The organism is Pseudomonas sp. BLCC-B112, from assembly GCF_028550695.1.
In the GTDB taxonomy this organism is placed as follows: domain Bacteria; phylum Pseudomonadota; class Gammaproteobacteria; order Pseudomonadales; family Pseudomonadaceae; genus Aquipseudomonas; species Aquipseudomonas danubii.
On sequence record NZ_JAQQGK010000001.1, the window covers coordinates 657,032 to 679,570 of the forward strand.

A 22,539-nucleotide genomic window follows, 5' to 3' on the forward strand; every position below is an offset into this window, starting at 1 on the left:
CTGTGCCCGCCCAGGGCACAGGCGCACCAAGGACTGTTTATGACCTTACCTGCGAGCAACCAGTTGTTCGATGCCTACTTTACTGCCCGGGAAATGCGTGGGGTGTTCTGTGACCAGGGACGGGTCCAGGCCATGCTCGACTTCGAGGCTGCCCTGGCCCGGGCCGAGGCGCGCACCGGGTTGATTCCAAGCGCGGCGGTTGCCCCCATCGAGGCGGCTTGCCACGCCCATCTCTATGACTTCCAGGCCCTGGGTGAAGCGATCGCCACGGCCGGCAATTCGGCGATTCCTCTGGTCAAAGCCCTGGGCAAGCAGACCGCCCGGACCGATGCCGAGGCCGAGCGTTATGTGCACCTGGGCGCCACCAGCCAGGACGTGATGGACAGTGGGCTGGTGCTGCAATTGCGCCGCGCCGTGGACTTGCTGGAGGGGGACCTGAACCGCCTGGGCGGCATACTCGCGGCCCAGGCCCAGCGCTATGCCGACACGCCCCTGGCCGGCCGTACCTGGCTGCAACATGCCACGCCGGTGACCCTGGGCATGAAGATCGCCGGTTGGCTGGGGGCCGTGACCCGCAGCCGCGAACGGCTGCAGCAACTCAAGCCGCGTCTGCTGGTGCTGCAGTTCGGCGGTGCCTCCGGAACCCTGGCGGCCCTGGGCGAACAGGCCCTGCCGATTGCCCAGGCCCTGGCGCAAGAACTGCAACTGAGCCTGCCGGAACAGCCCTGGCACACCCAGCGCGACCGTCTGGTGGAGTTCGCCTCGGTGCTGGGCCTGCTGGCCGGCAGCCTGGGCAAGCTGGGGCGGGATATCAGCCTGTTGATGCAGACCGAGGCGGCGGAAGTCTTCGAGCCTTCGGCGCCGGGCAAGGGCGGTTCGTCCACCATGCCGCACAAGCGCAATCCGGTGGGTGCGGCGGTATTGATCAGCGCCGCGACCCGGGTTCCGGGCCTCTTGGCGACGATGTTTGCCGCCATGCCCCAGGAGCACGAGCGCAGCCTCGGCCTGTGGCACGCCGAATGGGAAACCCTGCCGGAGATCTGCTGCCTAGTGTCCGGAGCCCTGCAACAAGCCTTGCTGGTCGCCGAGGGCCTGGAGGTCGACAGCGCACGCATGGCGCGCAACCTTGACCTGACCCAGGGCCTGGTTCTGGCGGAAGCGGTGAGCATTGAACTGGCCCAGCGCCTGGGGCGGGAGACGGCCCATCACCTGTTGGAACAATGCTGCAAGCGTGCGGTGGCTGAACGACGCCATCTGCGCGAGGTATTGGCGGACGATGCCCAGGTCAGCGCCGAGCTGTCGGCGCCAGAGCTGGATCGTCTGATGGACCCGGCGCACTACCTCGGTCAGGCCCAGGCCTGGGTCGAGCGCGCCGTGGCTGAACATTTTGCCTTGAAGGCCTGAAGGAGACTGCTGTGGGATTCGTGAAACTCGCCGAGGGCGATCTGCACTATCAACTCGAAGGACCAGAGGGCGCGCCGGTACTGGTGCTGTCCAACTCCCTGGGCACCGATCTGCACATGTGGGACAAGCAGATCGCGGCGTTCACCCGGCACTTTCGGGTGTTGCGCATGGACACTCGCGGCCATGGCCGTTCGCTGGTGACCGAGGGGCCTTACAGCATCCAGCAACTGGGCCAGGATGTGCTGGCACTGCTGGATGCCCTGGATATCCGCCGGGCGCATTTCTGCGGTCTGTCCATGGGCGGCCTGATCGGCCAGTGGCTGGGGATCAATGCCGGCGAGCGTCTGCACAAGCTGGTGGTGTGCAACACCGCGGCGAAGATCGGCGACCCGTCCATCTGGAACCCACGGATCGAGACCGTGCTGCGTGACGGCCAGACCGCCATGGTGGCGCTACGCGATGCCTCCATTGCCCGCTGGTTCACCGAGGACTTTGCCGCCGCGCGTCCTGATCAGGCCAAACTGATCACCGACATGCTCGCCGCCACCTCGCCCCAGGGTTATGCCGCCAACTGCGCAGCGGTGCGGGATGCGGATTTCCGTGAGCAACTGGCAGCGATCAAGGTGCCGACCCTGGTGATTGCCGGCAGCGAAGACGCGGTGACGCCGCCTTCTGGCAGTCACTTCATCCAGCAGCACGTGGCCGGCGCCGAGTACGCCGAGTTCTATGCCGCGCATCTGTCCAACGTCCAGGCCGGTGACGCGTTCAGCGACCGTGTCGTGGAATTCCTGCTGGCCTGACCCCGGATTCAAGGAGCCCTTTGTGGACGAGAAACAACGTTATGACGAAGGCATGCAGGTCCGCCGCGCCGTACTGGGCGACGCCCATGTGGACCGCAGCCTGAATGCCCTGAACGAGTTCAACTCGGAGTTCCAGGAAATGATCACCCGCCATGCCTGGGGTGATATCTGGACCCGTCCGGGCCTGCCGCGGCATACCCGCAGCTTGATCACCATTGCCATGCTGATCGGCATGAACCGCAACGAAGAACTCAAGCTGCACCTGCGGGCTGCTGCCAACAACGGCGTGAGCCGAGCCGAGATCAAGGAAGTGATCATGCAGAGCGCGATCTACTGCGGCATCCCGGCAGCCAATGCCACCTTCCACCTGGCCGAATCGGTGTGGGACGAACTGGGCACCGAATCGCGTGTGTAACCCGTTCCATGGCCCAACAAAAAGGCCAGCCCGATCACCGGGCTGGCCTTTTTGTTGCGCGTTGCGCGGTTACAGCAGGCTCAGCGGATAGCTGACGATCAGGCGGTTCTCGTCGAACTCGTTGTTGCTGAAATCACGGCGCATGGTGGAGTTGCGCCATTTCAGGTTGAGGTTCTTCAAGGTGCCGCTCTGCACCGTGTACCCAAGCTCGCTTTCCCGGCCCCATTCCTTGCCATCGCTGACGGTGGTGGTGTGCACGTTGCTGCCGCTGATGTAGCGGTTCATCAGGGTCAAACCAGGCACGCCCAGGGCGGCGAAGTTGTAGTCATGGCGCAGTTGCCAGGATTTTTCCTTGGCGTTGTCGTAGCTGGCGTTGTAGCTGTCGTTGGCCAGGGTCCCGCCGCTGGTGCCATTGACCCGCATCCAGCCGCTGTCGCCAGTGAGCTTCTGCAGGCCGACGTAGAAGGTGTTGCCGCCGTATTTGGCCGAGAACAGGCCGGACCAGGTGCGGTTTTCCAGATCGCCGGCCCGGGCGCTGCCGTCTTCCTTGCCGTAGAAGAAGCCCAGGTTGGCCCCCAGGGTCCAGTCGCCCAGCGGCTGGGTGTGGATCAGGTTAACGAACTTCTGGCTGTAGATGTCCTTGAGCTCGGCATTCCACAGGCCGATCTGGGTGCGCTTGTCATTGAAGGCGTATTCGGCCCCCTGGAAGTTGAAGCGATCCGAGGTGAAGGCCGCTTTGCCGAACATCGTCATGTCGCTCATGCTGCTGTCGTCGCGTGGGCTGTTGCCACGGAACTGACCGCCGTAGAGGGTCAGGCCGGCGATTTCCTTCGAGGTGATCTGGCCGCCGCGGAAGGTTTGCGGCAGCGAGCGACCGTCATCCGAACGCAGGATCGGCAGCACCGGCATCCATTCGCCAACCTTGACCTCGGTCTGCGACAGCCGGGCCTTGAAGGCCACTCCCAGGCGCCCGAAGTTGTCCGCCGGGCGCCCGTCGTGGTCCAGGGGCAGCAGCTGGGTGCCGCCGGTGCCCTTGCCACCGTCGAGCTTCAGCGAGTACAGGCCCAATACATCCATGCCGAAGCCTACCGTGCCCTGGGTGAATCCTGACTTGGCGTCGAGGATGAAGCTCTGGGTCCACTCTTCAGCCTTGCCCTGGACCTTGCTCGGGTTGGTGAAGTTGCGGTTGATGTAGAAGTTGCGCAGGTTCAGGTTGGCCTGGGCATCTTCGAGAAAGCCCGACTCTGCGGCCATGACCGGCAGGGCGGCGCTGGTCAGCGCCAGGGCCAGAAGGCTGGGCAGAAGGTGTTGCGGCGGGGTGATTGGCTTCATTCGTCGGTCTCTCTAATTGTTAGGGGTGCAACGATCCACTGCCGCAAAAAGCCCATGCGGACAGCTTTCAAGGTGTGGGAGGTGGCGCTTGCAGGATCAGCCGGAGCGGGCAGGACGTGAGGGCATGGCATCGAACCTGTTGTTATTGGTGTGTTCGGGTGCCGGGAATGGTGCGTCGCGGATCAGGGCCGATCAATTGGCGAATGCGGGTTCTGGGCGATAAACGAACAGTTATCGGGCCGGGTGTGGTGGGGCGCCAGGGGATATATCCCTGATGAATCCTGAGGTTGTCCTCGCTGATCGATCAATGCTGGAAGTTGCGCTATTTCCATGACGCTGCGGGCGGCATCAATTAGTTAATAAAAAGGACTTATCGCTTTAGTAGTAAATCCTTGTTGTTGGATGTTGTTCTTATATAAAAGGATATAGGGCTAATCGCCAGTTAAACTTGATATTCGGTGTTATCGATTATCGTAAAAAGGTTTAAGTGAAAGGTTTGTGCTCGCTGGAAAAGCAGGTTTGCCTTGCTATATTGAAGTTCCTCAAGGCGGACAAGGATAAGTTTAAAGTTTCGTCGGGAGAGGGCTTTTTATCGTGTTGTGAATATACAAGGAGAAATACCATGAGTACGAGAGTCAATCAGGAACGCTTGGCGTCGGTAGTCGGTCGCGCACTTCTGGATAAGGAGTTCGCCGCACAGTTGCAAAAGGACCCAGAAGCAGCGGCCAAAGGTATCGGTGTGCACCTGAGTGTTACCGAAGTGGGTGCAGTGAAAAGTATCGATACGGCAAAACTGACCAGCGCCGGTTCGGCGATTCGCGACAAAATTGGTGTCGCGGCAATCTTTGACACTCAACAGCAACAGGCGCGCATGGACTGAGCCAGGCGTGTGCAGTCCGGTGTGCCGCGCTCAAGTTTTCATCAGTGCGGCGCACCGGAACCGGGATTCAAGGTCATCGTGGAGTGCCTGTCCGTGTCCATCACCCTGGTGTCGATGCAGGAAGCCGACTTCAGTCGTTTCGCCCAGCGAGCCCTGGATGAATACGCCACCGGCATGGTGGCGGCCGGGGAATGGTTGCCTGAGCAGGCGTCGCTCCAGGCGGCAGAGGTGTTCCGCCAGTTGCTGCCGCAGGGGCGTCTGAGTACGCACAATCACTTGTGGCGGGCGCTGTGTGCGGGACGGGCGGTGGGCGAGTTGTGGATCGCCGAGCGCCAGGTGGGCTCTCGACGGATTGCCTTCATCCTCGATCTTTATATCGAACCGATCGAACGTCGCCGGGGTTACGCCAGGCAGACGCTGCTGGCCGGTGAGTCGGCGGCGCGTGAGTGGGGGTGTGACGAGATGCGTTTGCATGTCTTCGGGCGCAACCAAGGGGCGCGTCGTCTTTATGAACTGCTGGGCTATGAAGTCGCCAGCCTGACGATGAGCAAGCCCTTGCCGTGACCTTAAGGGAAGGTTGAACCATGGACAGTGTTAACAGTCAGCAACCAGAACTTTCCATTGATGAGCTATTTCAGGGCACTACTTTTCTCCCGGACAGCGAGCCGGAACGTTTTTTAAAGTTACAGGAGCAAGTCGAAAAGAATCGTTATACGATGTTTGTCGCGTTATATGCCGAGCTGTCAAAGTTGTTTGCTGCCGATTCTGCGTTGAATCTTTTTTTTAAACAGGCGCTGGATATTATTCTGTCTCCACCCAGTGTTCGCGCCAAACTTATCGCCCATCCAGTGTTTCAGATCTGGAACATTCTGACGTTTCGTGATGTTAACTATCTGTTGACCGGAACGACGCTGGATGATGCTGAAGTTAAAGCCAGGCTGCTGGAGTTTGCGCAAGTACTGCAACGGATCGAAGCTTCGCAGGATGCACAGGTCGATGAGCAATACCCGCCGGTTTATCGATTCGATGTCGACCCGCTGATCACCCAGGTCACGCCGCCCAGTTATGACTATCCGCCAGATGAGCAAACCCGGCGTCAGCTGGAGCGGGCGGGTTATTCCAAAGCCTTTTTCAAGGACGTCATGCAGCTTGCCCTACTGCGGATCAAGCACACCTGGCCGGCCTGTCATGAACAGTGGCAAGTGCTGGTCAAGGCCGTGTGCTATTTGCCCGACGGCAGTTTTCGCAGTTGCTCGGCGTCCCGTTATACCGGGGTGATCCTGCTGTCGAGCCGGGACAACTCGATACTCGACATGGAAGAGTCGCTGGTGCATGAAGCGACCCACCAGCTGCTGTACAACATCGTCGAAGTCGCTGCGGTGGTGGAGCCTCATGCCTCCAAAGAGGCCCTGTATTCCTTGCCCTGGTCGGGGCAGCAGCGGGACTTGTATGGCTACTTCCACGCCTTCTACGTCTACATCGCCCTGGTCAAGTACCTGGAGCGGGTCCAGGCCCGTCCGGCAGAGGAAATGCGCCGGGCCGAGCAGCGCATGCTGTTTATCCTGCGGGGCTTGAGCAAGGCGCTGGCGGATTTTGAAACCGCACCGGGTTTCACCGCGCAAGGGCGGGAACTGCTGGGCAACCTGATGCAGGAAGTGCATCGGCTGGAGCGTCGTCATGCCGGGTTGCTGAGTCGGGGCGAGGGTGCCAGCACCGTTGCCGCGCCCCTGCACCTGACGGCCTGAGCCAGGGAGGCGGACATGCAAAACTTCGATTCTTCGCGTTTCCCCGAAGCCGGGGTGGGGCTGGAATACCATTTGCCACATGGCGCCGGGGCCGGCTCAGCAGGGCTTGATCCCACCATCGAGCGGATTCTGGATGAAGGGCTGCCGTACTTCGATTACCTGGAGTTCCAGCCCACCCACTGCATTCTGCAGCCGCGGCTGAACGAGCTGGGCGGACGGGTGCCGGTGCTGCTGCATTCTTCCAGCCTGTCCCTGGGCAGCGTCGGCATTGAGATGGACCGGGAGTTTTTGCGCATGACCCGTCGTCTGTGCGACCGAACCTCATCCCCCTGGCTGGCCGAGCATATTTCCTGGTCACGGTTTCAGGGGGGTGATACCCAGCATTTCATTCTGCCGAGCCTGGCCCGTGAAGTGGCCGATACGGTGGTGGCCAATGCCATCGAGCTGCAGGCCTTCACCCGGACCCCCCTGGTGCTGGAGAACGCCCCCCGGCTGTTTTCCATGGACATTGGCCAGGAACTCTCCGAAGGCGGGTTCATTTGCAGTGTGGTCGAACGCAGTGACAGTGGCTTTCTTCTGGACCTGGACAGCGCCATCAGCACGGCCAGGGCCCTGGGCTACGACTTGCGCGATTACCTGCGCTCATTGCCGCTGCAACGTCTGATTGAGGTGCATATCGGCGATCCGCGCCGGGACTGGGACATATTGCGCCAACTCTTGCAGTGTGCGCCGCTCAAGGCGGTCACCATCGAGTGGGACATTGCCGATCGAGCCGAGGACCCGCAGTTGTCGGCGCTGATCAAGGAGATCAAGGCCCTGCGGCCCGAACCTCTGTTCTGGCAGGCCGCGCCTGTTGCCAGCGCGCCGGCCCCGACGGTTGGCGCGGTGGATGGCCAGAGCTTGTTCGAACTGCGGCCGGGGACCTGGCTCGGTTTCGCCCATCAGGCCTTTTCCCTGCGCGATCGCCGGCGCGGCCTGGACCTGGAGTTGTCGACGGAGTTTTTGCCGCTGGTACGGCATTTTCTCTGCCCGCGGACCCTGGACAGCGCCCTCTTGCTACCCGGCGCGTTGCAGGGCGAGAGCCTGGCGGTACTCCAGGAGCTGATTGAGTTGGGCCTGTTGCAGCCCGGGCAGTCCCAGGGCCTTGCCGAGCCCGAGGACGCCGGCGATATCTGGGCCCATTGGCAGGACGCCCTGGATTTCTACCTGGGGACTCGCACTCAAACCGCTACGCCCTACATCAGTGTGGCTCAGATGGAAGAACAGCTGGCTGGCAAGGCGTTGCAGCAGCGTCAGCCATCGGCGTTCAAGGACTACTTTTCACACCCGTTCCTTGCCCTGGACAATCCTCTGTTGGCATCTGCACCGGCGTTGGGTCAGCAGGGCCTGGTGGATACCTTGAGCGATCGCGAGACTTGCCGGACCTTCGACGGTTCGCCCTTGAGCGCCCGGCAGTTGTCCCTGCTGCTGTATTACACCTGGGGCGCTACCCAGATGCGCCGCAACCCCATGGGCGACTTCTTCCTGAAGAAAACCTCGGCCTCCGGCGGCTCTCTGCATGCCATCGAGGTCTATCCGATCCTGCTCAATGTGCAGGGCTTCGAGGCGGGGTTGTACCACTATTCGGTGCGTCGGCACGGGCTTGAACTGCTGTCGCGAGAGGACCCCAGGGCGTGGATTGGCGCAGCCTGTGGCGAGCAGGACTGGATCAGCAAGGCCGCCGTGGTGTTTCTGTCCACCGCGCGGCTTGAGCGCCTGGCCTGGAAATACCCGGGCAGCCGGGCCTTGCGCGTGGCCTTGATGGACTGCGGCCACCTGAGCCAGAGCTTCGCCTTGGTGGCCACGGCGCTGGGGCTCAAGAGCTGCACCACGGCAGCCTTGCGCGACGAGACCTTCGAAACCCGACTGGGCCTGGATTACCTGCGCGAGCCGGTGTTCCTGCTCAATGGTGCCGGCGGCTGAGGGGAGGGCGCGGGAGGCATAAAAAACCCACCGTCACAGGCTGTGTGAAAACTACTGCGTTTGGCAATACTGCGTTAAAAACAGGCTCGGAATGCTCATTTAGGCCCCTAAACTCCGCTTCCTCGCCTGTTTTTGCCTTGTCTTGCCTTCACTCGCAACGTTTTCACACAGCCTGGTCAAGTGGGTTTTTCATACAGACAGACTGTGCTTCAGAACAGGTGCAGCGCCGGGGCCTTTTCAGCCAGTGGCTCGTTCTTCGCGGTCTGTTCGCTCCAGCCGCCGCCGAGTGCCTTGTACAGGTTGACCTCGCTGGTCAACTGCGACAGGCGATCGGTGATCAAGGCCTGCTGGGCACTGAACAGCGAGCGCTGGGCGTCGAGGAAGGTCAGGTTGCTGTCGACCCCGATGCGATAGCGACGCTCGGCCAGGCGGTAGTAGTCCTGGTTGGCGTTGACGAAGTCACGCTGGGCCTGCAACTGCTGGTTGTAGGTCTGGCGTGCGGCCAAGCCATCGGAGACTTCCTGGAAGGCGGTCTGGATGGACTTCTCGTACTGCGCGACGCTGATGTCTTTCTGGATCTTCGAGTAGTCCAGGCTGGCCCGCAGGCTGCCGGCGTTGAAGATTGGCAGATTGATCTGCGGCTGGAACAGCCAGGTTCCCGAACCGCCCTTGAACAGCCCGGAAAGGTCCGGGCTCAAGGTGCCGGCGTTGGCCGTCAGGCTGATGCTCGGGAAGAACGCCGCCCGCGCCGCGCCTATATTGGCGTTGGCTGCTTTGAGCTTGTACTCGGCTTCGAGGATGTCCGGACGCCGTTGCAGCAGTTCCGACGGCAGGCCGGCCGGCAGCTCGCTCAACAGATTGGCCGACAGCGGCTGGGCCGCCGGAAGATTGCTCGGAATCGCCGTGCCCAGCAGCAGCGTCAGGCTGTTTTCATCCTGGGCCACCTGGCGGGTGTAACGGGCCAGTTGAACCCGGGCGTTTTCCACCGAGGTTCGCGCCTGGCTCAGGTCCAGTGCCGAGGCCACGCCTACTTCGTTGCTGCGGGAGGTCAGCCGGTAGCTTTCCTCGTAGGCACCGAGGGTGTCCTGGGTCAGTTTCAGCAGTTCCTTGTCGGCCTGCCAGGTCATGTAGGCATTGGCCACGCTGGCCACCAGGCTGATCTGGGTGCTGCGCCGGGCCTCTTCGCTGGAGAAGTAGGTCTGCAGGGCTTGTTCGCTCAGGCTGCGTACCCGGCCGAACAGGTCCAGCTCATAGGCGCTGACGCCCACGGTGGCCGAGTACTGGCTGGTGATCCCGGCTTCGCCGGTCTGCGACATGCGTGCTGGAGTACGCTGGCGGCTACCGCTGGCGTTGGCCGAAACCGCAGGGAACAGGTCAGCCCGCTGGATCTGGTACTGCGCGGCGTAGGCATCGATGTTCAGCGCCGCGACTTTGAGGTCGCGATTGTTTTCCAGTGCAGTCTGGATCAGCTGCTGCAACGCCGGGTCATGGAAGAATTGCCGCCAGCCCTGTTCGGCGGCCGCCACGTTGGCGGCCTCCTTGGGCGAGTAGGCAGGACCTTGGGGGAATTGCACCGCCACCGGCGCCTGCGGTTGCTGATAATCCGGTATCAGCGAGCAACCACTTAGCGCGATGGCGGTGATTGCCAGGGAGAGTAGCGACTTGCTCATTGGCCAGCCTCATTAGCAGTTGCAGTAGTTTCTGATTGGTCCGCTTTCCTGCGGCCCATGGACGACACGGTGACGAAGAACAATGGCACCCAGAAGATCGCCAGGATCGTCGCGGTGAGCATACCGCCAATCACCCCGGTACCGATCGCATGCTGGCTGCCCGAGCCGGCGCCGGTGGAGATGGCCAGTGGCACAACCCCGAGGACGAAGGCCAGGGAGGTCATGATGATCGGCCGCAGACGCATGCGGCAGGCTTCCACCGCCGCGTCCACCAGGGAGCGGCCCTGCTCGTGCAGTTCCTTGGCGAACTCGACGATCAGAATGGCGTTTTTCGCCGCCAGGCCGATGGTCACCAACAGCCCCACCTGGAAGTACACGTCGTTGGACAGACCTCGCAGGCTGGTGGCCATCAGTGCACCGATGATCCCCAGAGGCACCACCAGCATGACCGCGATCGGAATCGACCAGCTTTCATACAGGGCTGCCAGACACAGGAACACCATCAGCAGGGACAAGGCGTACAGCGCTGGGGCCTGGGAACCCGACAGGCGTTCCTCGTAGGACAGACCAGTCCAGGAAATGCCCACACCCGGCGGCAGCTTGGCGGCAATGGCTTCGACTTCGGCCATGGCCTCACCGGTACTGTAGCCAGGGGCTGGAGCACCGAGGACTTCCATGGCTTCCACGCCGTTGTAACGGGCCAGTTTCGGCGAACCGTAGATCCACTCGCCCTTGGCGAAGGCGGAGAACGGCACCATGGTCCCGGCGCTGTTGCGTACGTACCACTTCTTCAGGTCTTCAGGGCTCATGCGAGCACCGGCCTGACCCTGGATGTAGACCTTCTTCACTCGACCGCGGTCGATGAAGTCGTTGACGTAGCTACTGCCCAGGGCAATCGACAGGGTGTTGTTGATGTCGGTGAGGGTCACGCCCAAGGCACTGGCGCGCTCGTCATCGATGGTCAACTGGTACTGCGGTTCATCGTTCAGGCCGTTCGGACGCACCTGGGACAGCACCTTGCTCTGGGCGGCCATGCCGAGGAACTGGTTGCGTGCCGCCATGAGTTTCTCGTGGCCGATACCGGCGCGGTCCTGGAGGAACACGTCGAAACCGGTGGCGTTACCCAACTCCAGTACCGCCGGAGGGGCGAAGGCGAACACCATCGCGTCACGGAAGCTGAAGAAGTGCTGCTGGGCGCGGGCCGCCAGGTTGAACACGCTGTTTTCTGCGGAGCGCTCGCCCCAGGGCTTGAGCATGATGAAGGCCATGCCCGAGCTCTGGCCGCGACCGGCGAAGTTGAAGCCGTTCACGGTGAACACCGAGGCCACGGTGTCCTTTTCCTTGTCCAGCAGGTAGGCGCGCATCTCGTCCACCACCACTTGGGTCCGTTCGGCACTGGAGCCGGCTGGGGTCTGTACCTGGGCGAACAGAACGCCCTGGTCTTCTTCCGGCAGGAACGCGGTCGGGATGCGGGTGAACAGCCAGATCATGCCCAGGACGATCAATACGTAGGCCAGCAGGTACGGGACCTTGTGGCGCAGCATGTTGCCGACGCCGCGCTCGTAGCTTTTCACGCTGCGATCGAAGGTGCGGTTGAACCAGCCGAAGAAGCCGCGCTTCTCGTGATTCTGCCCCGCAACCACAGGCTTGAGCATGGTGGCGCACAGGGCCGGGGTGAAGATCAGGGCCACCAGCACCGACAGGGCCATGGCCGACACCACGGTGATCGAGAACTGTTTGTAGATCACGCCCGTGGAGCCGCTGAAGAAGGCCATCGGCAGCAGTACCGCGGACAGCACCAGGGCGATACCCACCAGGGCGCCCTGGATCTGGCCCATGGATTTCTTCGTCGCTTCCTTGGGTGACAGACCTTCCTCGTGCATCACCCGTTCGACGTTTTCCACCACGACGATGGCGTCGTCCACCAGCAAGCCGATGGCCAGTACCATGCCGAACATGGTCAGGGTGTTGATGCTGAAGCCGGCCGCCGCAAGGATGCCGAAGGTCCCCAGCAGTACCACCGGCACCGTCATGGTGGTGATCACCGTGGCGCGGAAGTTCTGCAGGAACAGGAACATCACCAGGAACACCAGGACAATCGCTTCCACCAGGGTTTCAACCACACCCTTGATGGATTCGGTCACCACTGGCGTGGTGTCGTACGGGAACACCACCTTCATGCCTTGCGGGAAGAAGGGTTCCAGGTCGCTGATGGTCTTGCGCAGCGCCTTGGCGGTGTCCAGGGCGTTGGCGCCGTTGGCCAGTTTCACCGCCAGACCGGAAGCCGGCTTGCCGTTGAACTGGGCGCTGATGGCGTAGTTCTCGCCGCCCAGCGCTACATCGGCAACATCACCCAGGCGTACTTGCGAACCGTCCTTGTTGACCTTGAGCAGGATTGCCTTGAACTGCTCGGCCGTCTGCAGGCGAGTCTTGCCGATGATGGTGGCGTTCAGCTGCTGGCCGGGCAGGGCGGGCAGGCCACCGAGCTGGCCGGAGGACACCTGGACGTTCTGCGCGGCAACCGCGGTCTTCACGTCCACCGGGGTCAGGTTGAAGTTGTTCAGCTTGGCCGGGTCGAGCCAGATCCGCATGGCGTACTGGGCACCGAACACCTGGAAGTCACCCACACCCGCGGTCCGCGAGATCGGGTCCTGCATGTTCGACACGATGTAGTTCGACAGGTCGTCCTTGGACATGCTGCCGTCCTCGGAAACCACGCCGATCACCAGCAGGAAGTTCTTCACTGCCTTGGTTACGCGGATACCCTGTTGCTGCACTTCTTGCGGCAGCAGCGGGGTGGCCAGGTTGAGCTTGTTCTGTACCTGGACCTGCGCGGTGTCCGAGTTGGTGCCCTGCTCGAAGGTGGCGGTGATGGTCATGCTGCCGTCGGAGTTACTTTCCGAGGACACGTAACGCAGGTTGTCGATACCGTTGAGCTGCTGCTCGATCACCTGGACCACGGTGTCCTGCACGGTCTGTGCAGAAGCGCCTGGGTAGGTCACGGAGATCGCAATCGCCGGAGGGGCGATGCTCGGGTACTGGTTGATCGGCAATTTGAGGATCGATAGAGCCCCGACCAACATGATCACCAGGGCAATTACCCAGGCGAAAATCGGACGGTCGATAAAAAATTTCGACATGGTTTACTCCCCTTTGCCGCCTGCAGCTTTGTCAGTTGCCTGTGCAGGGGCCGGGTTCTTGGTTGCTACATTGGTCGCTTCGCTGGCCTTGACTTCAATGCCTGGCTTGACGAATTGCAGGCCTTCGGTGATCAACCGATCACCAGCTTTCAGGCCATCTTCCACCAGCCACTGGCTACCGACGGTGCGGCTGGCCTTGAGCTGGCGCAGCTCGACCTTGTTGTCCGGGCCAACCACCAGGGCGGTCGGGGTGCCTTTCAGGTCGCGGGTCACGCCTTGTTGTGGGGCCAGGATCGCCGCACTGTTCACCCCAGCTTGCAGCTGGGCGTGGACGAACATGCCCGGCAACAGGGTGTGCTGGGGGTTGGGGAACACGGCGCGCAGGGTCACCGAGCCGGTGGTTTCATCCACCGAGACTTCGGAGAACTCCAGCTTGCCGTCGAGCTTGTACTGGCTGCCGTCTTCCAGAGTCAGTTTGACCTTGGCGGCGTTGTCGCCGACTTTCTGCAGGCGACCGCTTTCCAGCTCGCGGCGCAATTCCAGCAGCTCAACCGAGGACTGGGTGACGTCGACGTAGATCGGGTCCAACTGCTGGATCACCGCCATGGCATTGGCCTGGCCGTTGCTGACCAGGGCGCCTTCGGTCACCGAGGAGCGGCCAATGCGGCCGGTCAAGGGCGACAGCACTTTGGTGAAGCGCAGGTTGATCTGGGCACTTTGCAGGGAGGCTTCCGATTGCAGACGGTTGGCCACGGCGGTGTCGTATTCCTGGCGGCTCACGGCCTGCTCATCGACCAATTGCTTGTAGCGATCTGCAATTGACTTGGTCGATTGCAGATTGGCCTCGGCGCTCTTCAGCGTTGCCTCATAGACCGATGGATCGATCTGATAAAGCTGCTGACCTTCCTTAACATCTCCGCCTTCTTTGAACAGACGCTTGAGAATGATCCCGTTTACCTGTGGGCGAACTTCGGCGATGCGGAAAGCGGTGGTCCGGCCCGGGAGTTCGGAAGTCAAGGTAAAGGCTTGTGGTTGCAGGGTAACGACGCCGACCTGAGGGGCTTGAGGGGCTGGCGCCGCCTCTTCCTTTTTACATCCGCTGAGCAGCGATGCCAGGGCGACGGCAGTGACCAGAGCGGTAACAGCTGGCTTGAGTTGCATGAAGATCCTCGGGTCAGGCACGCAAGATGCGCACAAGAAAAGTGGAAGGGTAAAAAGAGTTGGCTGAGTGGATTAGTAGCTTGCTAAGGAATATACTTACGTTCATGGTTGTTTGTAAATACCCTGGCGGCGTACCCATCCGGTTACAAAAGCCCCTGTAGGTGTTGAATTGTAGGTTGGGCAAACGGCACTCGAGATGCCGTTCCATATTTATTCAGAAGGTCTTCACGCATCGCTGAAAGATCCTGATCGAGGTTTTACTGCCATGGTCCGTCGTACCAAAGAGGAAGCTCAAGAAACTCGCAGCCAGATACTCGAGGCCGCCGAAAAGGCCTTTTACGAGCGTGGCGTGGCGCGTACCACCCTGGCCGATATCGCGGCGCTGGCAGGGGTGACTCGGGGTGCCATCTATTGGCACTTCAGCAATAAGGCCGATCTGGTACAGGCCATGCTCGACAGCCTGCGTGAACCCTTGGATGAGATGGCTGCCGCCAGTGAAAATGTAGATGAAATGGATCCGTTGGGCTGGATGCGCAAGTTGCTCATTCATTTGTTTCATCAAGTTGCCCTGGACCCGAAAACCCGACGCATTAATGAAATTCTGTTTCATAAGTGCGAATTCACCGATGAAATGTGCGACCTGCGTCGCCAGCGTCGTGCCGCCAGCCTGGACTGCAACCTGCGTATCGAGTTGGCGCTGACCAATGCAGTGAATCGTGGGCAATTGCCCGAAAACCTCGACACTATGCGAGCGGCTATCAGCATGCGGGCCTTTATCGATGGCATCCTTTATCAATGGCTGCTGGCCCCTGACAGCTTCGCTCTGCACACCGAGGCAGAGCGCTGGATCGACATCGGGCTGGACATGCTGCGCTTGAGCCCGAACCTGCGTCATTAAGACAAAATGCGTAATTGAGTCCAGTTATGTCAAGATTTACGGCGAGGGAGATTCATTACCGCGTTCGCCGGATCGCGATGGGGTGCTTTTATATACGGGCTGGCTGCATCTTGATAGATAGCGAGCTACGTATTTTGTAGTGATTTTGTTGCGGGTGTGTGAATGAGTGTGAACCCTTCACCGTTCAAAGGCGCAGAACAGCCAATCAAGGGGATCGCCCTGATTTGCCTGGCGGTTCTGCTCTTCGCCAGTCACGACACGCTGTCCAAATATCTCTCGGCCTTTTACCCCATCGTCATGGTGGTCTGGGCTCGTTACGTGGTTCATACCTTGATGATGCTGGTGGTGTTCGTCCCTCGCAGCGGTTTTTCCGCGGTGGTACGAACCAAGCGTCCCGGCCTGCAACTGCTCCGGGCCTTGTGCCTGATCGGCACCAGCCTGCTGTTCACCACTGGCCTGCGCTATATCCCCCTGGCGGAAGCTACCGCGGTCAACTTTCTTGCGCCCTTGCTGGTCACGGCCTTGTCTGTGCCGTTCCTGGGCGAGCGGGTCAGCCGCGGGCAATGGCTGGCGGTGCTCGCGGGCTTCGTCGGGGTGCTGATCGTGGTGCGCCCTGGTGGCGTTCTCTTCACTCCGGCGATCCTGCTGCCCCTGGGGTCGGCGCTGTGCTTCGGCTTTTATCAGTTGCTCACCCGCAAGCTCAGCGGCATCGACAGCCCGACCACCAGCAACTTCCTGACCGGGATCTTCAACAGCCTGATCATGAGCGCGTTGTTGCCGTTTTTCTGGAGCACGCCAAGCTTTGTCCACGGCCTGTTCATGATCGGCCTCGGCACCTGCGGCATGCTTGGCCATATGCTGCTGACCCAGGCCTTCCGTCATGCCGCCCCGGCGATGCTGGCGCCTTTCAGCTACGGACAGATACTGTTCGCTGGCCTTTATGGCTACCTGATCTTCGACCACACCCCGGACCGCTACGGCCTTATCGGAATTGCGGTGATCTGCCTGAGCGGGCTGGCGGTGGCCTGGACTCAACGCAAGCGTTAATCCTGGCACTCAAAGAAAAGCCCCGGCTCGCGAGAGTCGGGGCTTTCTATTTTCAGAGGCAGGCTTACAGCGTCGGGTAGTCGATGTAGCCCACCGGGCCCTTGCCGTAGAAGGTTTCCGGATGCGCCTCATTCAAGGGAGCATCGGCCTTCAAGCGGGCCGGCAGGTCTGGGTTGGCGATGAAAGGTACACCGAACGCGACGGCATCAGCCTTGCCGGCGGCCAGCCAGGCATTGGCACTGTCCTTGGTGAAGCGCTCGTTGGCGATGTAGGGGCCACCGAAAGCCGCTTTCAACTGCGGGCCCAGGCTGTCGGCGCCTTCTTTCTCGCGGGAGCAGATAAAGGCGATGCCGCGTTTGCCCAGCTCGCGGGCTACGTAGGTGAACGTCTCTGCCAGGTTGTCGTCGCCCATGTCATGGGAGTCGGCACGGGGTGCCAGGTGCACGCCCACTCGGCCAGCGCCCCAGATCTCGATGGCGGCGTCGGTGACTTCCAGCAGCAGGCGGGCACGGTTCTCCAGAGAACCGCCGTACTGGTCGGTACGCTGGTTGGTGCTGCTTTGCAGGAACTGATCCAGCAGGTAACCGTTGGCGCCGTGGATTTCCACACCGTCGAAACCGGCGGCCTTGGCGTTTTCCGCACCGACCCGGTAAGCGTCGACGATGTCGGCGATCTCAGCGGTTTCCAGGGCTCGCGGGGTTGGGTAGTCGGCCAGTGGACGCACCAGGCTGACATGGCCCTTGGGCTGGATGGCGCTTGGCGCCACTGGCGTTTCACCGTCCAGGTAGGACGGGTGGGAAATCCGCCCCACGTGCCACAGCTGCAGGAAGATCTTGCCGCCAGCGCCGTGCACGGCCTTGGTTACATTGGCCCAGCCACGCACCTGGTCGTTGGACCAGATGCCGGGGGTGTCCGGGTAGCCCACCCCCATTGGGGTCACCGAGGTGGCCTCGCTGAGGATCAGGCCAGCGGAGGCCCGTTGCACGTAGTACTCGGCCATCAGCGCATTGGGCACGCGGCCGGCGTCGGCGCGGCAGCGGGTCAGTGGGGCCATGATGATGCGGTTGGACAGCTCGAGGTCGCCGATCTTGATCGGATCAAAGAGAGTGGTCATGGAATACAGCCTTCTATATAGGAAAGGAACGGATCAGTGGGTTGCAGCAGCCAGTTCGGCGTTGCCGCCCTGGCGGAAGGTAATCAGCGTCACCAGCAAGGCCAGGATCGCCAGGGCCGCCGCCGCCAGGGGTACGCTGGTCAGGCCGAAACCGTGGGCGATGACGCTGCCGCCGACCCAGGCGCCCAGGGCGTTGCCGATGTTGAAAGCGCCGATGTTCAGGGTCGAAACCAGGTTGGGTGCGGCTTTGCCGAAGGTCACCACATTGACCTGCAAGGCCGGCACCGCAGCAAACGAAGCGGTGGCCCAGAGGAACAGAGTGATCTCGGTGGGAATCAACGCCACGCTGGTCCAGGTCAGTACGGTGGAGACCACGGCCATGGCCGCGAACACGCCGATCAGGGTGGCGCCCAGGCGCTTGTCCGCCAGCTTGCCGCCGATGATGTTGCCCAGGGTCAGGCCCAGGCCGATCAGCAGCAGGGTCCAGGTCACGCCCCGGGGCGAGACGCCGGTGACATCGCCGAGCAGCGGCGCAACGTAGGTGAAGAGGGTGAACATCGACGCGGCGAACAGTGCGGTCATGCTCAGGGATAGCCAGATCCCCGCGCCCTTGAGGGCCGCCAGTTCCGCGCGCATATCGAGTTTTTCCTCATCGCGCTTGGCCGGCAAAAAGCGCAGCAGGCCGATCAGCGCCACCACACCGATGACCGTCACCGCCCAGAAGGTCGAACGCCAGCCGGCTGCCTGGCCCAGGGCAGTACCCAGGGGCACGCCGAGTACGTTGGCCAGGGTCAGGCCGGTGAACATCAGGGCCACGGCCGAGGCGCGCTTGTTGGCGGGCACCAGGCCGGCAGCCACCACTGAACCGATTCCGAAGAAGGCACCGTGGCACAGCGCCGTGATTATCCGGGCGAACATCAGCACGTTGTAATCACTGGCCAGTGCACACAGCAGGTTGCCGACAATGAAGATCCCCATCAGTGCTACCAGGGCTGCCTTGCGCGGCAGCCGTGCGGTGGCCAGGGCCATGAACGGCGCGCCGATGGCCACGCCCAGGGCGTAGCCGGTCACCAGCCAGCCAGCACCGGGAATCGACACCCCGAGGTCCGCCGCCACATCGGGCAAAAGCCCCATGATGACGAACTCGGTGGTGCCGATGGCGAAGGCACTCAAGGCCAGGATGATGAGTGAAAGGGGCATTGTCGGGTCCTTGTCAGATCAGAGCTGTTGGCTCATTTGCGTGAGGAACTGCTGGATGACTTCCTCATTGCGTTTGAAAAAATGCCATTGGCCGACTTTCCGGCTGCTGATCAGGCCTGCGCGTTGCAACGTGGCGAGGTGGGCGGACACGGTCGACTGCGACAGGCCGCAGCGTTGATCGATCTGTCCGGCACAGACGCCGTGCTCATTGCTGTGAGCCTGATCGGGAAATTCGACTGTCGGGTCTTTCAGCCAGTGCAGGATTTCCCTGCGAACCGGATGTGCCAGGGCTTTTATTATTTCGTCGAGGTCGAGGGACATGGCGGTGCTCGTTTTCCATAAAACGTTGTATCGCGATGAGGCGAAATTTAAATCGTTATTTCGCGATATACCAATATGATTTTGATCTTAAATCATCACTTATCGGTATATCGGGTTATAACGATATTTTGGGCGCGGTGCTAAGCTGCGCGAATGAATTATCTCGCACATCTACACCTTGGCGGCCAGCGTCCGGGTCAATTACTCGGCAGCCTGTATGGCGATTTCGTCAAAGGCCGCCTGCAAGGGCAGTTTGCCCCCGAGGTCGAGGCGGCGATCCAGCTGCATCGGCGCATCGATACCTACACCGACAGCCATCCTCTGGTGACGGCGGCACTGTCGCGTTTCTCCCTGACCCGGCGGCGCTATGCCGGCATCGTCATCGACGTGTTCTTCGACCACTGCCTGGCCCGTGACTGGGCTCATTACGCCGATCGTCCCTTGCCGCTGTTCACCGCCGAGGTGTACCGGGTGCTGGCGGCCGAGCCGCAACTGCCGGCGCGCCTGGCACAGATTGCGCCGTACATGGCGGCGGATGACTGGCTGGGTTCCTATCGGGATTTCGCGGTGTTGGAGCAGGTCTTGCGGGGCATTGCCCGACGCCTGTCACGGCCAGAGGAATTGACTGCAGCGATGATCGAGCTGGAGCGGCTGTATCAGCCCTTGAGCGAAGATTTCCGTGCCTTCTACCCGCAGTTGCAGGCATTCGCCGCGCAGCAAACCCAGTTGCCCTGACGAACGTTCCTCCGGTAGAAGCTGGCTTGCCAGCGAAGGCGCCTTCATGAATGACGCCAGGCTTGAAGGCCTTTTCGCCGGCAAGCCGGCTCCTACAGAGAGTTTCAGGCGGCGACCAGTTCGCCGTTGCGGCGTGGTTCGGCGGGCTGCACGACATCACCGAACAGGGCTTTCTGCACGGCTTGCTGAGCCTGGAAGGCCAGCGCCGCACGTTCCTGGCCCTGGCAGGCAATGGGCTTGAGCACATGGATTTCCACTCGGCCCTGATCGTTGGCAAACAGCCGCATCAGGTGCGAGAGCAGGTCGTCGTCGCCAATGAAGGGGGCCAGGGTATCGATCTGGCCATCGCGCAAATAACGGATCGCCACGGGTTGCAGGGACACCTCGGCATCGATGGCGCTGGCCAGCAGGCGGCCGTGGAAGGTGCGCAGGCCACGGCCGTCGGTGGTGGTGCCTTCGGGAAACAGCAGCAGCGGGTGCTGCTCTTGCAGGTGGCGGGTCATCTGCTTGCGGATCAGCTGGCTGTCACCGGCCCCACGACGGATGAACAGGCTGCCGGCCTTGGCCGCCAGCCAGCCCGCCACCGGCCAGGTGCGCACCTCGGCCTTGGACAGGAACGACAGCGGCGTCAACATGCCCAGCAGCGGGATATCGGTCCAGGACACGTGATTGCTGACCCAGAGCATCGGCTGGCGAGGCAACTCGCCGTGCACCGTGACCCGAAACGGCAGGGCATTGCTCAGGCGAGCCATGAAGAACCGCGACCAGCGCTGGCGCCGAACCATGGAGTTGGCGACCCCCAGGCGTTCCAGCAAGCCGAAGATACTGGCCATGCTCAGGCCGAGCGCGACCACCAGCAGTACCCGGGCGATGCGCCCGTAGACCCGCAGCCGGCGCATCAGACCGCTGCCTTGAAGTGCCGGGCATAACGCGGGCACAACTCGTCGCGCTTGAGCAGGATGAACACGTCGGCGACCTGGAAGTCCTGGTCCCAGCAGGGTTCGCCGCAGATCTTCGCCCCCAGGCGCATGTAGGCCTTGAGCAGTGGCGGCATCTCGGCGATGACATTGGAAGGAATATCCAGGCTGGGCAGCGGGTGCTTCGGCTCGGCCCGCAGGTGTTCGGTACTCAGGTAGCGCTCGCGCAGCCGTTGCATGATGGCCTGGGCCTGGATGCCGCCGTCCTGCATGGGGATACTGGCGCAACCCATCAGGTAGCTGTAGCCGCCCTGGTTGAGCACTTCGGCCAGCTCGCCCCAGAGCACGGCGATGGTGCCGCCGTTGCGATAGGCCGGGTCGACACAGGTGCGGCCGATTTCCAGGATGGGGCCCTTGAGGTGCGCCAGGCCGTGCAGGCTGAATTCTTCCTCGCTGTAGAAGCGTCCCAGGCTGCTGGCGGCCTGATGGTCCAGCAGGCGGGTGGTGGCTACCAGACGCCCGGTGTTCAAGTCGCGTACACCGATGTGGCTGCAGTGAACATCATAGTCATCCATGTCCAGACCCCATTCCGCGCCCTTGAGCTTGGCGTTGAACTCGCCGCTGAAGACGTTGAAACGCAGGGCCTGGGCTTCTTGCAGGGCCTGGGCGCCGATCAGGCGTTCGGCTTGCAGGCGGCGTTCAGTGCCGGTGTCGCTGATGCGGGCGATCTGAGTCATCGTGAATCTCCGTGCGGGCTACCGACCCGCCTTGGGTTGCAGCCAATCGACTTTGTTGTGCAAAGTCAGGCTATGTAGCCCCGGTGTCATCGCCATGAAGCTTTGGTGATGCTTATATGACAGCCCCTGAGGATCTTCGAATGCCCTGGCAAGCCCTGCTCGAGAGCCGTGACCGACTGCCCGTCAACCCCGATCTGGCCGAGGGCTACGGGGCTTTGCTGGCCCATTTGGGCAGTGTTACGCCCTTCGAACTGGCGGTGCTCGGCGGCCGCCTGATGGAGACTCCGGGGCTGGCGTTCCTGGTGGGCTACCAGGCGGCGTTGCGCATGTTGTGGCCCAGTGCGCCGCAAAGCCTGGGGGCTATGTGCGCGACCGAACGCCGCAGCCTGCGCCCGGCGGACATGCAGACCCGGCTGGAGGATCTGCGCCTGCAGGGGCGCAAGGATTTCGTGACCGCTGGCGATGCCGCCGACTGGCTGTTGGTGGCGGCCCGCAGCGAGGCCCCGGGTGAGCGGGCGGCCTTGCGCCTGACCGTGGTCTATGCCGGGGAGCCTGGGGTCAAGGTCCAGACCCTGCCCGCCATCGCCCTGATGCCAGAGATCAGCCACGGCTGCCTGTTGCTGGAAAACGCCGCCTGCGAACTGCTGGCCGGCGATGGCTGGGACGCCTATGTCAAACCCTTCCGCACCCTGGAGGACATCTATGTCCTGAGCGCCATGCTCGCCTGGCTGTATGGCGTGGGGCAGGACAGCGGCTGGCCGCAGCCCTTGCAACTGCAGGTGCTGGGGTTGCTTGCAGGTTGTGCCGAAGTCAGTCGGCAGAATCCCTCCTTGAGTGGCGGGCACATTCTATTGGCTGGTTTGTTCACGCAGTTCCAGGTATTGCGGCCTGAAATCGACGCCGCATTCGCCAATGGCCCCGAGCATTGGCGCAACCAATGGTCCCGAGACCAGGCCCTGCTGGACCTGGCGGCCAGCGCCCGGGAACAACGCCTGGCCAAAGCCCTGGCCTCGTTTCAGCAGCGGCCTCCCCTTGCGTAGGAGCCGGCTTGCCGGCGAAAG

20 protein-coding genes are annotated in these 22,539 nt (G+C 62.0%); 11 read left to right on the top strand and 9 right to left on the bottom strand.

The genetic code is table 11. The features are described from left to right. Positions 1 to 39 precede the first annotated feature (39 nt). Genes PQT43_RS03065 through pcaC form a run of 3 tightly spaced genes read left to right on the top strand, consistent with a single transcriptional unit; the run spans position 40 to position 2,619 of the window. The gene (locus tag PQT43_RS03065) at positions 40 to 1,404 is read left to right on the top strand and encodes a 3-carboxy-cis,cis-muconate cycloisomerase (protein WP_272753483.1); all 1,365 of its coding nucleotides are present in this window, start codon (positions 40 to 42) and stop codon (positions 1,402 to 1,404) included. An 11-nt stretch (positions 1,405 to 1,415) separates the two neighbouring features. Then, positions 1,416 to 2,204 (top strand): 3-oxoadipate enol-lactonase, encoded by a 789-nt coding sequence (gene pcaD, locus PQT43_RS03070; RefSeq protein ID WP_253083859.1) that lies wholly within the window; start codon positions 1,416 to 1,418, stop codon positions 2,202 to 2,204. 22 nt (positions 2,205 to 2,226) lie between these two features. Beyond that, positions 2,227 to 2,619, top strand: a complete 393-nt coding sequence (gene pcaC / locus PQT43_RS03075; protein ID WP_102861501.1) for a 4-carboxymuconolactone decarboxylase — start codon at positions 2,227 to 2,229, stop codon at positions 2,617 to 2,619. Positions 2,620 to 2,688: 69 nt separating this feature from the next. On the opposite strand, the gene PQT43_RS03080 is transcribed toward pcaC, so the two are convergent. Continuing rightward, on the bottom strand, positions 2,689 to 3,951 hold the full coding sequence (locus tag PQT43_RS03080; RefSeq protein ID WP_170002632.1) for an OprD family porin: 1,263 nt from the start codon (positions 3,949 to 3,951) through the stop codon (positions 2,689 to 2,691). Between the two features lie 622 nt (positions 3,952 to 4,573). Here PQT43_RS03080 and PQT43_RS03085 point away from each other — a divergent pair. The 4 genes from PQT43_RS03085 to PQT43_RS03100 all read left to right on the top strand — a co-directional run bounded on the left by PQT43_RS03085 (position 4,574) and on the right by PQT43_RS03100 (position 8,538). After that, a complete protein-coding gene (locus PQT43_RS03085) occupies positions 4,574 to 4,831 on the top strand; it encodes an Os1348 family RiPP precursor (protein ID WP_102861503.1) in 258 nt (85 codons plus the stop codon). A gap of 93 nt (positions 4,832 to 4,924) precedes the next feature. After that, positions 4,925 to 5,395 carry a GNAT family N-acetyltransferase gene (locus PQT43_RS03090; protein WP_267269494.1) on the top strand — a complete coding sequence of 157 codons (471 nt, stop codon included), beginning with the start codon at positions 4,925 to 4,927 and terminating at the stop codon, positions 5,393 to 5,395. Positions 5,396 to 5,415: 20 nt separating this feature from the next. After that, positions 5,416 to 6,576 carry an aKG-HExxH-type peptide beta-hydroxylase gene (locus PQT43_RS03095; protein WP_102878647.1) on the top strand — a complete coding sequence of 387 codons (1,161 nt, stop codon included), beginning with the start codon at positions 5,416 to 5,418 and terminating at the stop codon, positions 6,574 to 6,576. Positions 6,577 to 6,591: 15 nt separating this feature from the next. After that, a complete protein-coding gene (locus PQT43_RS03100) occupies positions 6,592 to 8,538 on the top strand; it encodes a multinuclear nonheme iron-dependent oxidase (RefSeq protein ID WP_267269495.1) in 1,947 nt (648 codons plus the stop codon). A gap of 209 nt (positions 8,539 to 8,747) precedes the next feature. On the opposite strand, the gene adeC is transcribed toward PQT43_RS03100, so the two are convergent. From adeC to emhA, 3 genes are read right to left on the bottom strand one after another with little or no spacing between them, the layout of a single operon-like run. Further along, positions 8,748 to 10,208, bottom strand: a complete 1,461-nt coding sequence (gene adeC, locus PQT43_RS03105) for an AdeC/AdeK/OprM family multidrug efflux complex outer membrane factor (RefSeq protein WP_267269496.1) — start codon at positions 10,206 to 10,208, stop codon at positions 8,748 to 8,750. Beyond that, positions 10,205 to 13,348, bottom strand: a complete 3,144-nt coding sequence (locus PQT43_RS03110; protein WP_102861507.1) for an efflux RND transporter permease subunit — start codon at positions 13,346 to 13,348, stop codon at positions 10,205 to 10,207. Before PQT43_RS03110 ends, adeC begins: the two co-directional genes overlap by 4 nt. Positions 13,349 to 13,351: 3 nt before the next feature. Further along, positions 13,352 to 14,509, bottom strand: coding sequence for an efflux RND transporter periplasmic adaptor subunit EmhA (gene emhA, locus PQT43_RS03115; protein WP_102861508.1), 1,158 nt, complete (start codon positions 14,507 to 14,509; stop codon positions 13,352 to 13,354). A 265-nt stretch (positions 14,510 to 14,774) separates the two neighbouring features. Here emhA and emhR point away from each other — a divergent pair, with 265 nt between their 5' ends. Both emhR and PQT43_RS03125 read left to right on the top strand, forming a co-directional pair. Beyond that, the gene (gene emhR / locus PQT43_RS03120; RefSeq protein ID WP_102861509.1) at positions 14,775 to 15,407 is read left to right on the top strand and encodes an efflux system transcriptional repressor EmhR; all 633 of its coding nucleotides are present in this window, start codon (positions 14,775 to 14,777) and stop codon (positions 15,405 to 15,407) included. Between the two features lie 162 nt (positions 15,408 to 15,569). Continuing rightward, positions 15,570 to 16,454, top strand: a complete 885-nt coding sequence (locus PQT43_RS03125) for a DMT family transporter (RefSeq protein ID WP_102878650.1) — start codon at positions 15,570 to 15,572, stop codon at positions 16,452 to 16,454. Between the two features lie 64 nt (positions 16,455 to 16,518). Here PQT43_RS03125 and PQT43_RS03130 read toward each other — a convergent pair whose 3' ends face one another. From PQT43_RS03130 to PQT43_RS03140, 3 genes are read right to left on the bottom strand one after another with little or no spacing between them, the layout of a single operon-like run. Further along, positions 16,519 to 17,568: an alkene reductase gene (locus PQT43_RS03130; RefSeq protein ID WP_267269497.1), complete on the bottom strand. Its 1,050-nt coding sequence runs from the start codon at positions 17,566 to 17,568 to the stop codon at positions 16,519 to 16,521. Between the two features lie 33 nt (positions 17,569 to 17,601). Beyond that, the gene (locus PQT43_RS03135; RefSeq protein WP_272753484.1) at positions 17,602 to 18,768 is read right to left on the bottom strand and encodes an MFS transporter; all 1,167 of its coding nucleotides are present in this window, start codon (positions 18,766 to 18,768) and stop codon (positions 17,602 to 17,604) included. 18 nt (positions 18,769 to 18,786) lie between these two features. Next, positions 18,787 to 19,089, bottom strand: coding sequence for an ArsR/SmtB family transcription factor (locus tag PQT43_RS03140; RefSeq protein WP_016965050.1), 303 nt, complete (start codon positions 19,087 to 19,089; stop codon positions 18,787 to 18,789). Between the two features lie 153 nt (positions 19,090 to 19,242). Here PQT43_RS03140 and PQT43_RS03145 point away from each other — a divergent pair, with 153 nt between their 5' ends. After that, positions 19,243 to 19,824, top strand: a complete 582-nt coding sequence (locus PQT43_RS03145; RefSeq protein ID WP_267269499.1) for an acyl carrier protein phosphodiesterase — start codon at positions 19,243 to 19,245, stop codon at positions 19,822 to 19,824. 104 nt (positions 19,825 to 19,928) lie between these two features. Here the strand turns inward: PQT43_RS03145 and PQT43_RS03150 are convergent, their stop codons facing one another. Together PQT43_RS03150 and olsB are read right to left on the bottom strand one after the other, a co-directional pair. Next, positions 19,929 to 20,723 carry a lysophospholipid acyltransferase family protein gene (locus PQT43_RS03150; protein ID WP_102878654.1) on the bottom strand — a complete coding sequence of 265 codons (795 nt, stop codon included), beginning with the start codon at positions 20,721 to 20,723 and terminating at the stop codon, positions 19,929 to 19,931. Then, positions 20,723 to 21,478 carry an L-ornithine N(alpha)-acyltransferase gene (olsB, locus tag PQT43_RS03155; protein ID WP_102861515.1) on the bottom strand — a complete coding sequence of 252 codons (756 nt, stop codon included), beginning with the start codon at positions 21,476 to 21,478 and terminating at the stop codon, positions 20,723 to 20,725. Before olsB ends, PQT43_RS03150 begins: the two co-directional genes overlap by 1 nt. A gap of 140 nt (positions 21,479 to 21,618) precedes the next feature. Between olsB and PQT43_RS03160 the strand changes: the two genes are divergently transcribed. Beyond that, on the top strand, positions 21,619 to 22,518 hold the full coding sequence (locus PQT43_RS03160) for an acyl-CoA dehydrogenase (RefSeq protein ID WP_213664844.1): 900 nt from the start codon (positions 21,619 to 21,621) through the stop codon (positions 22,516 to 22,518). Positions 22,519 to 22,539: the final 21 nt, after the last annotated feature.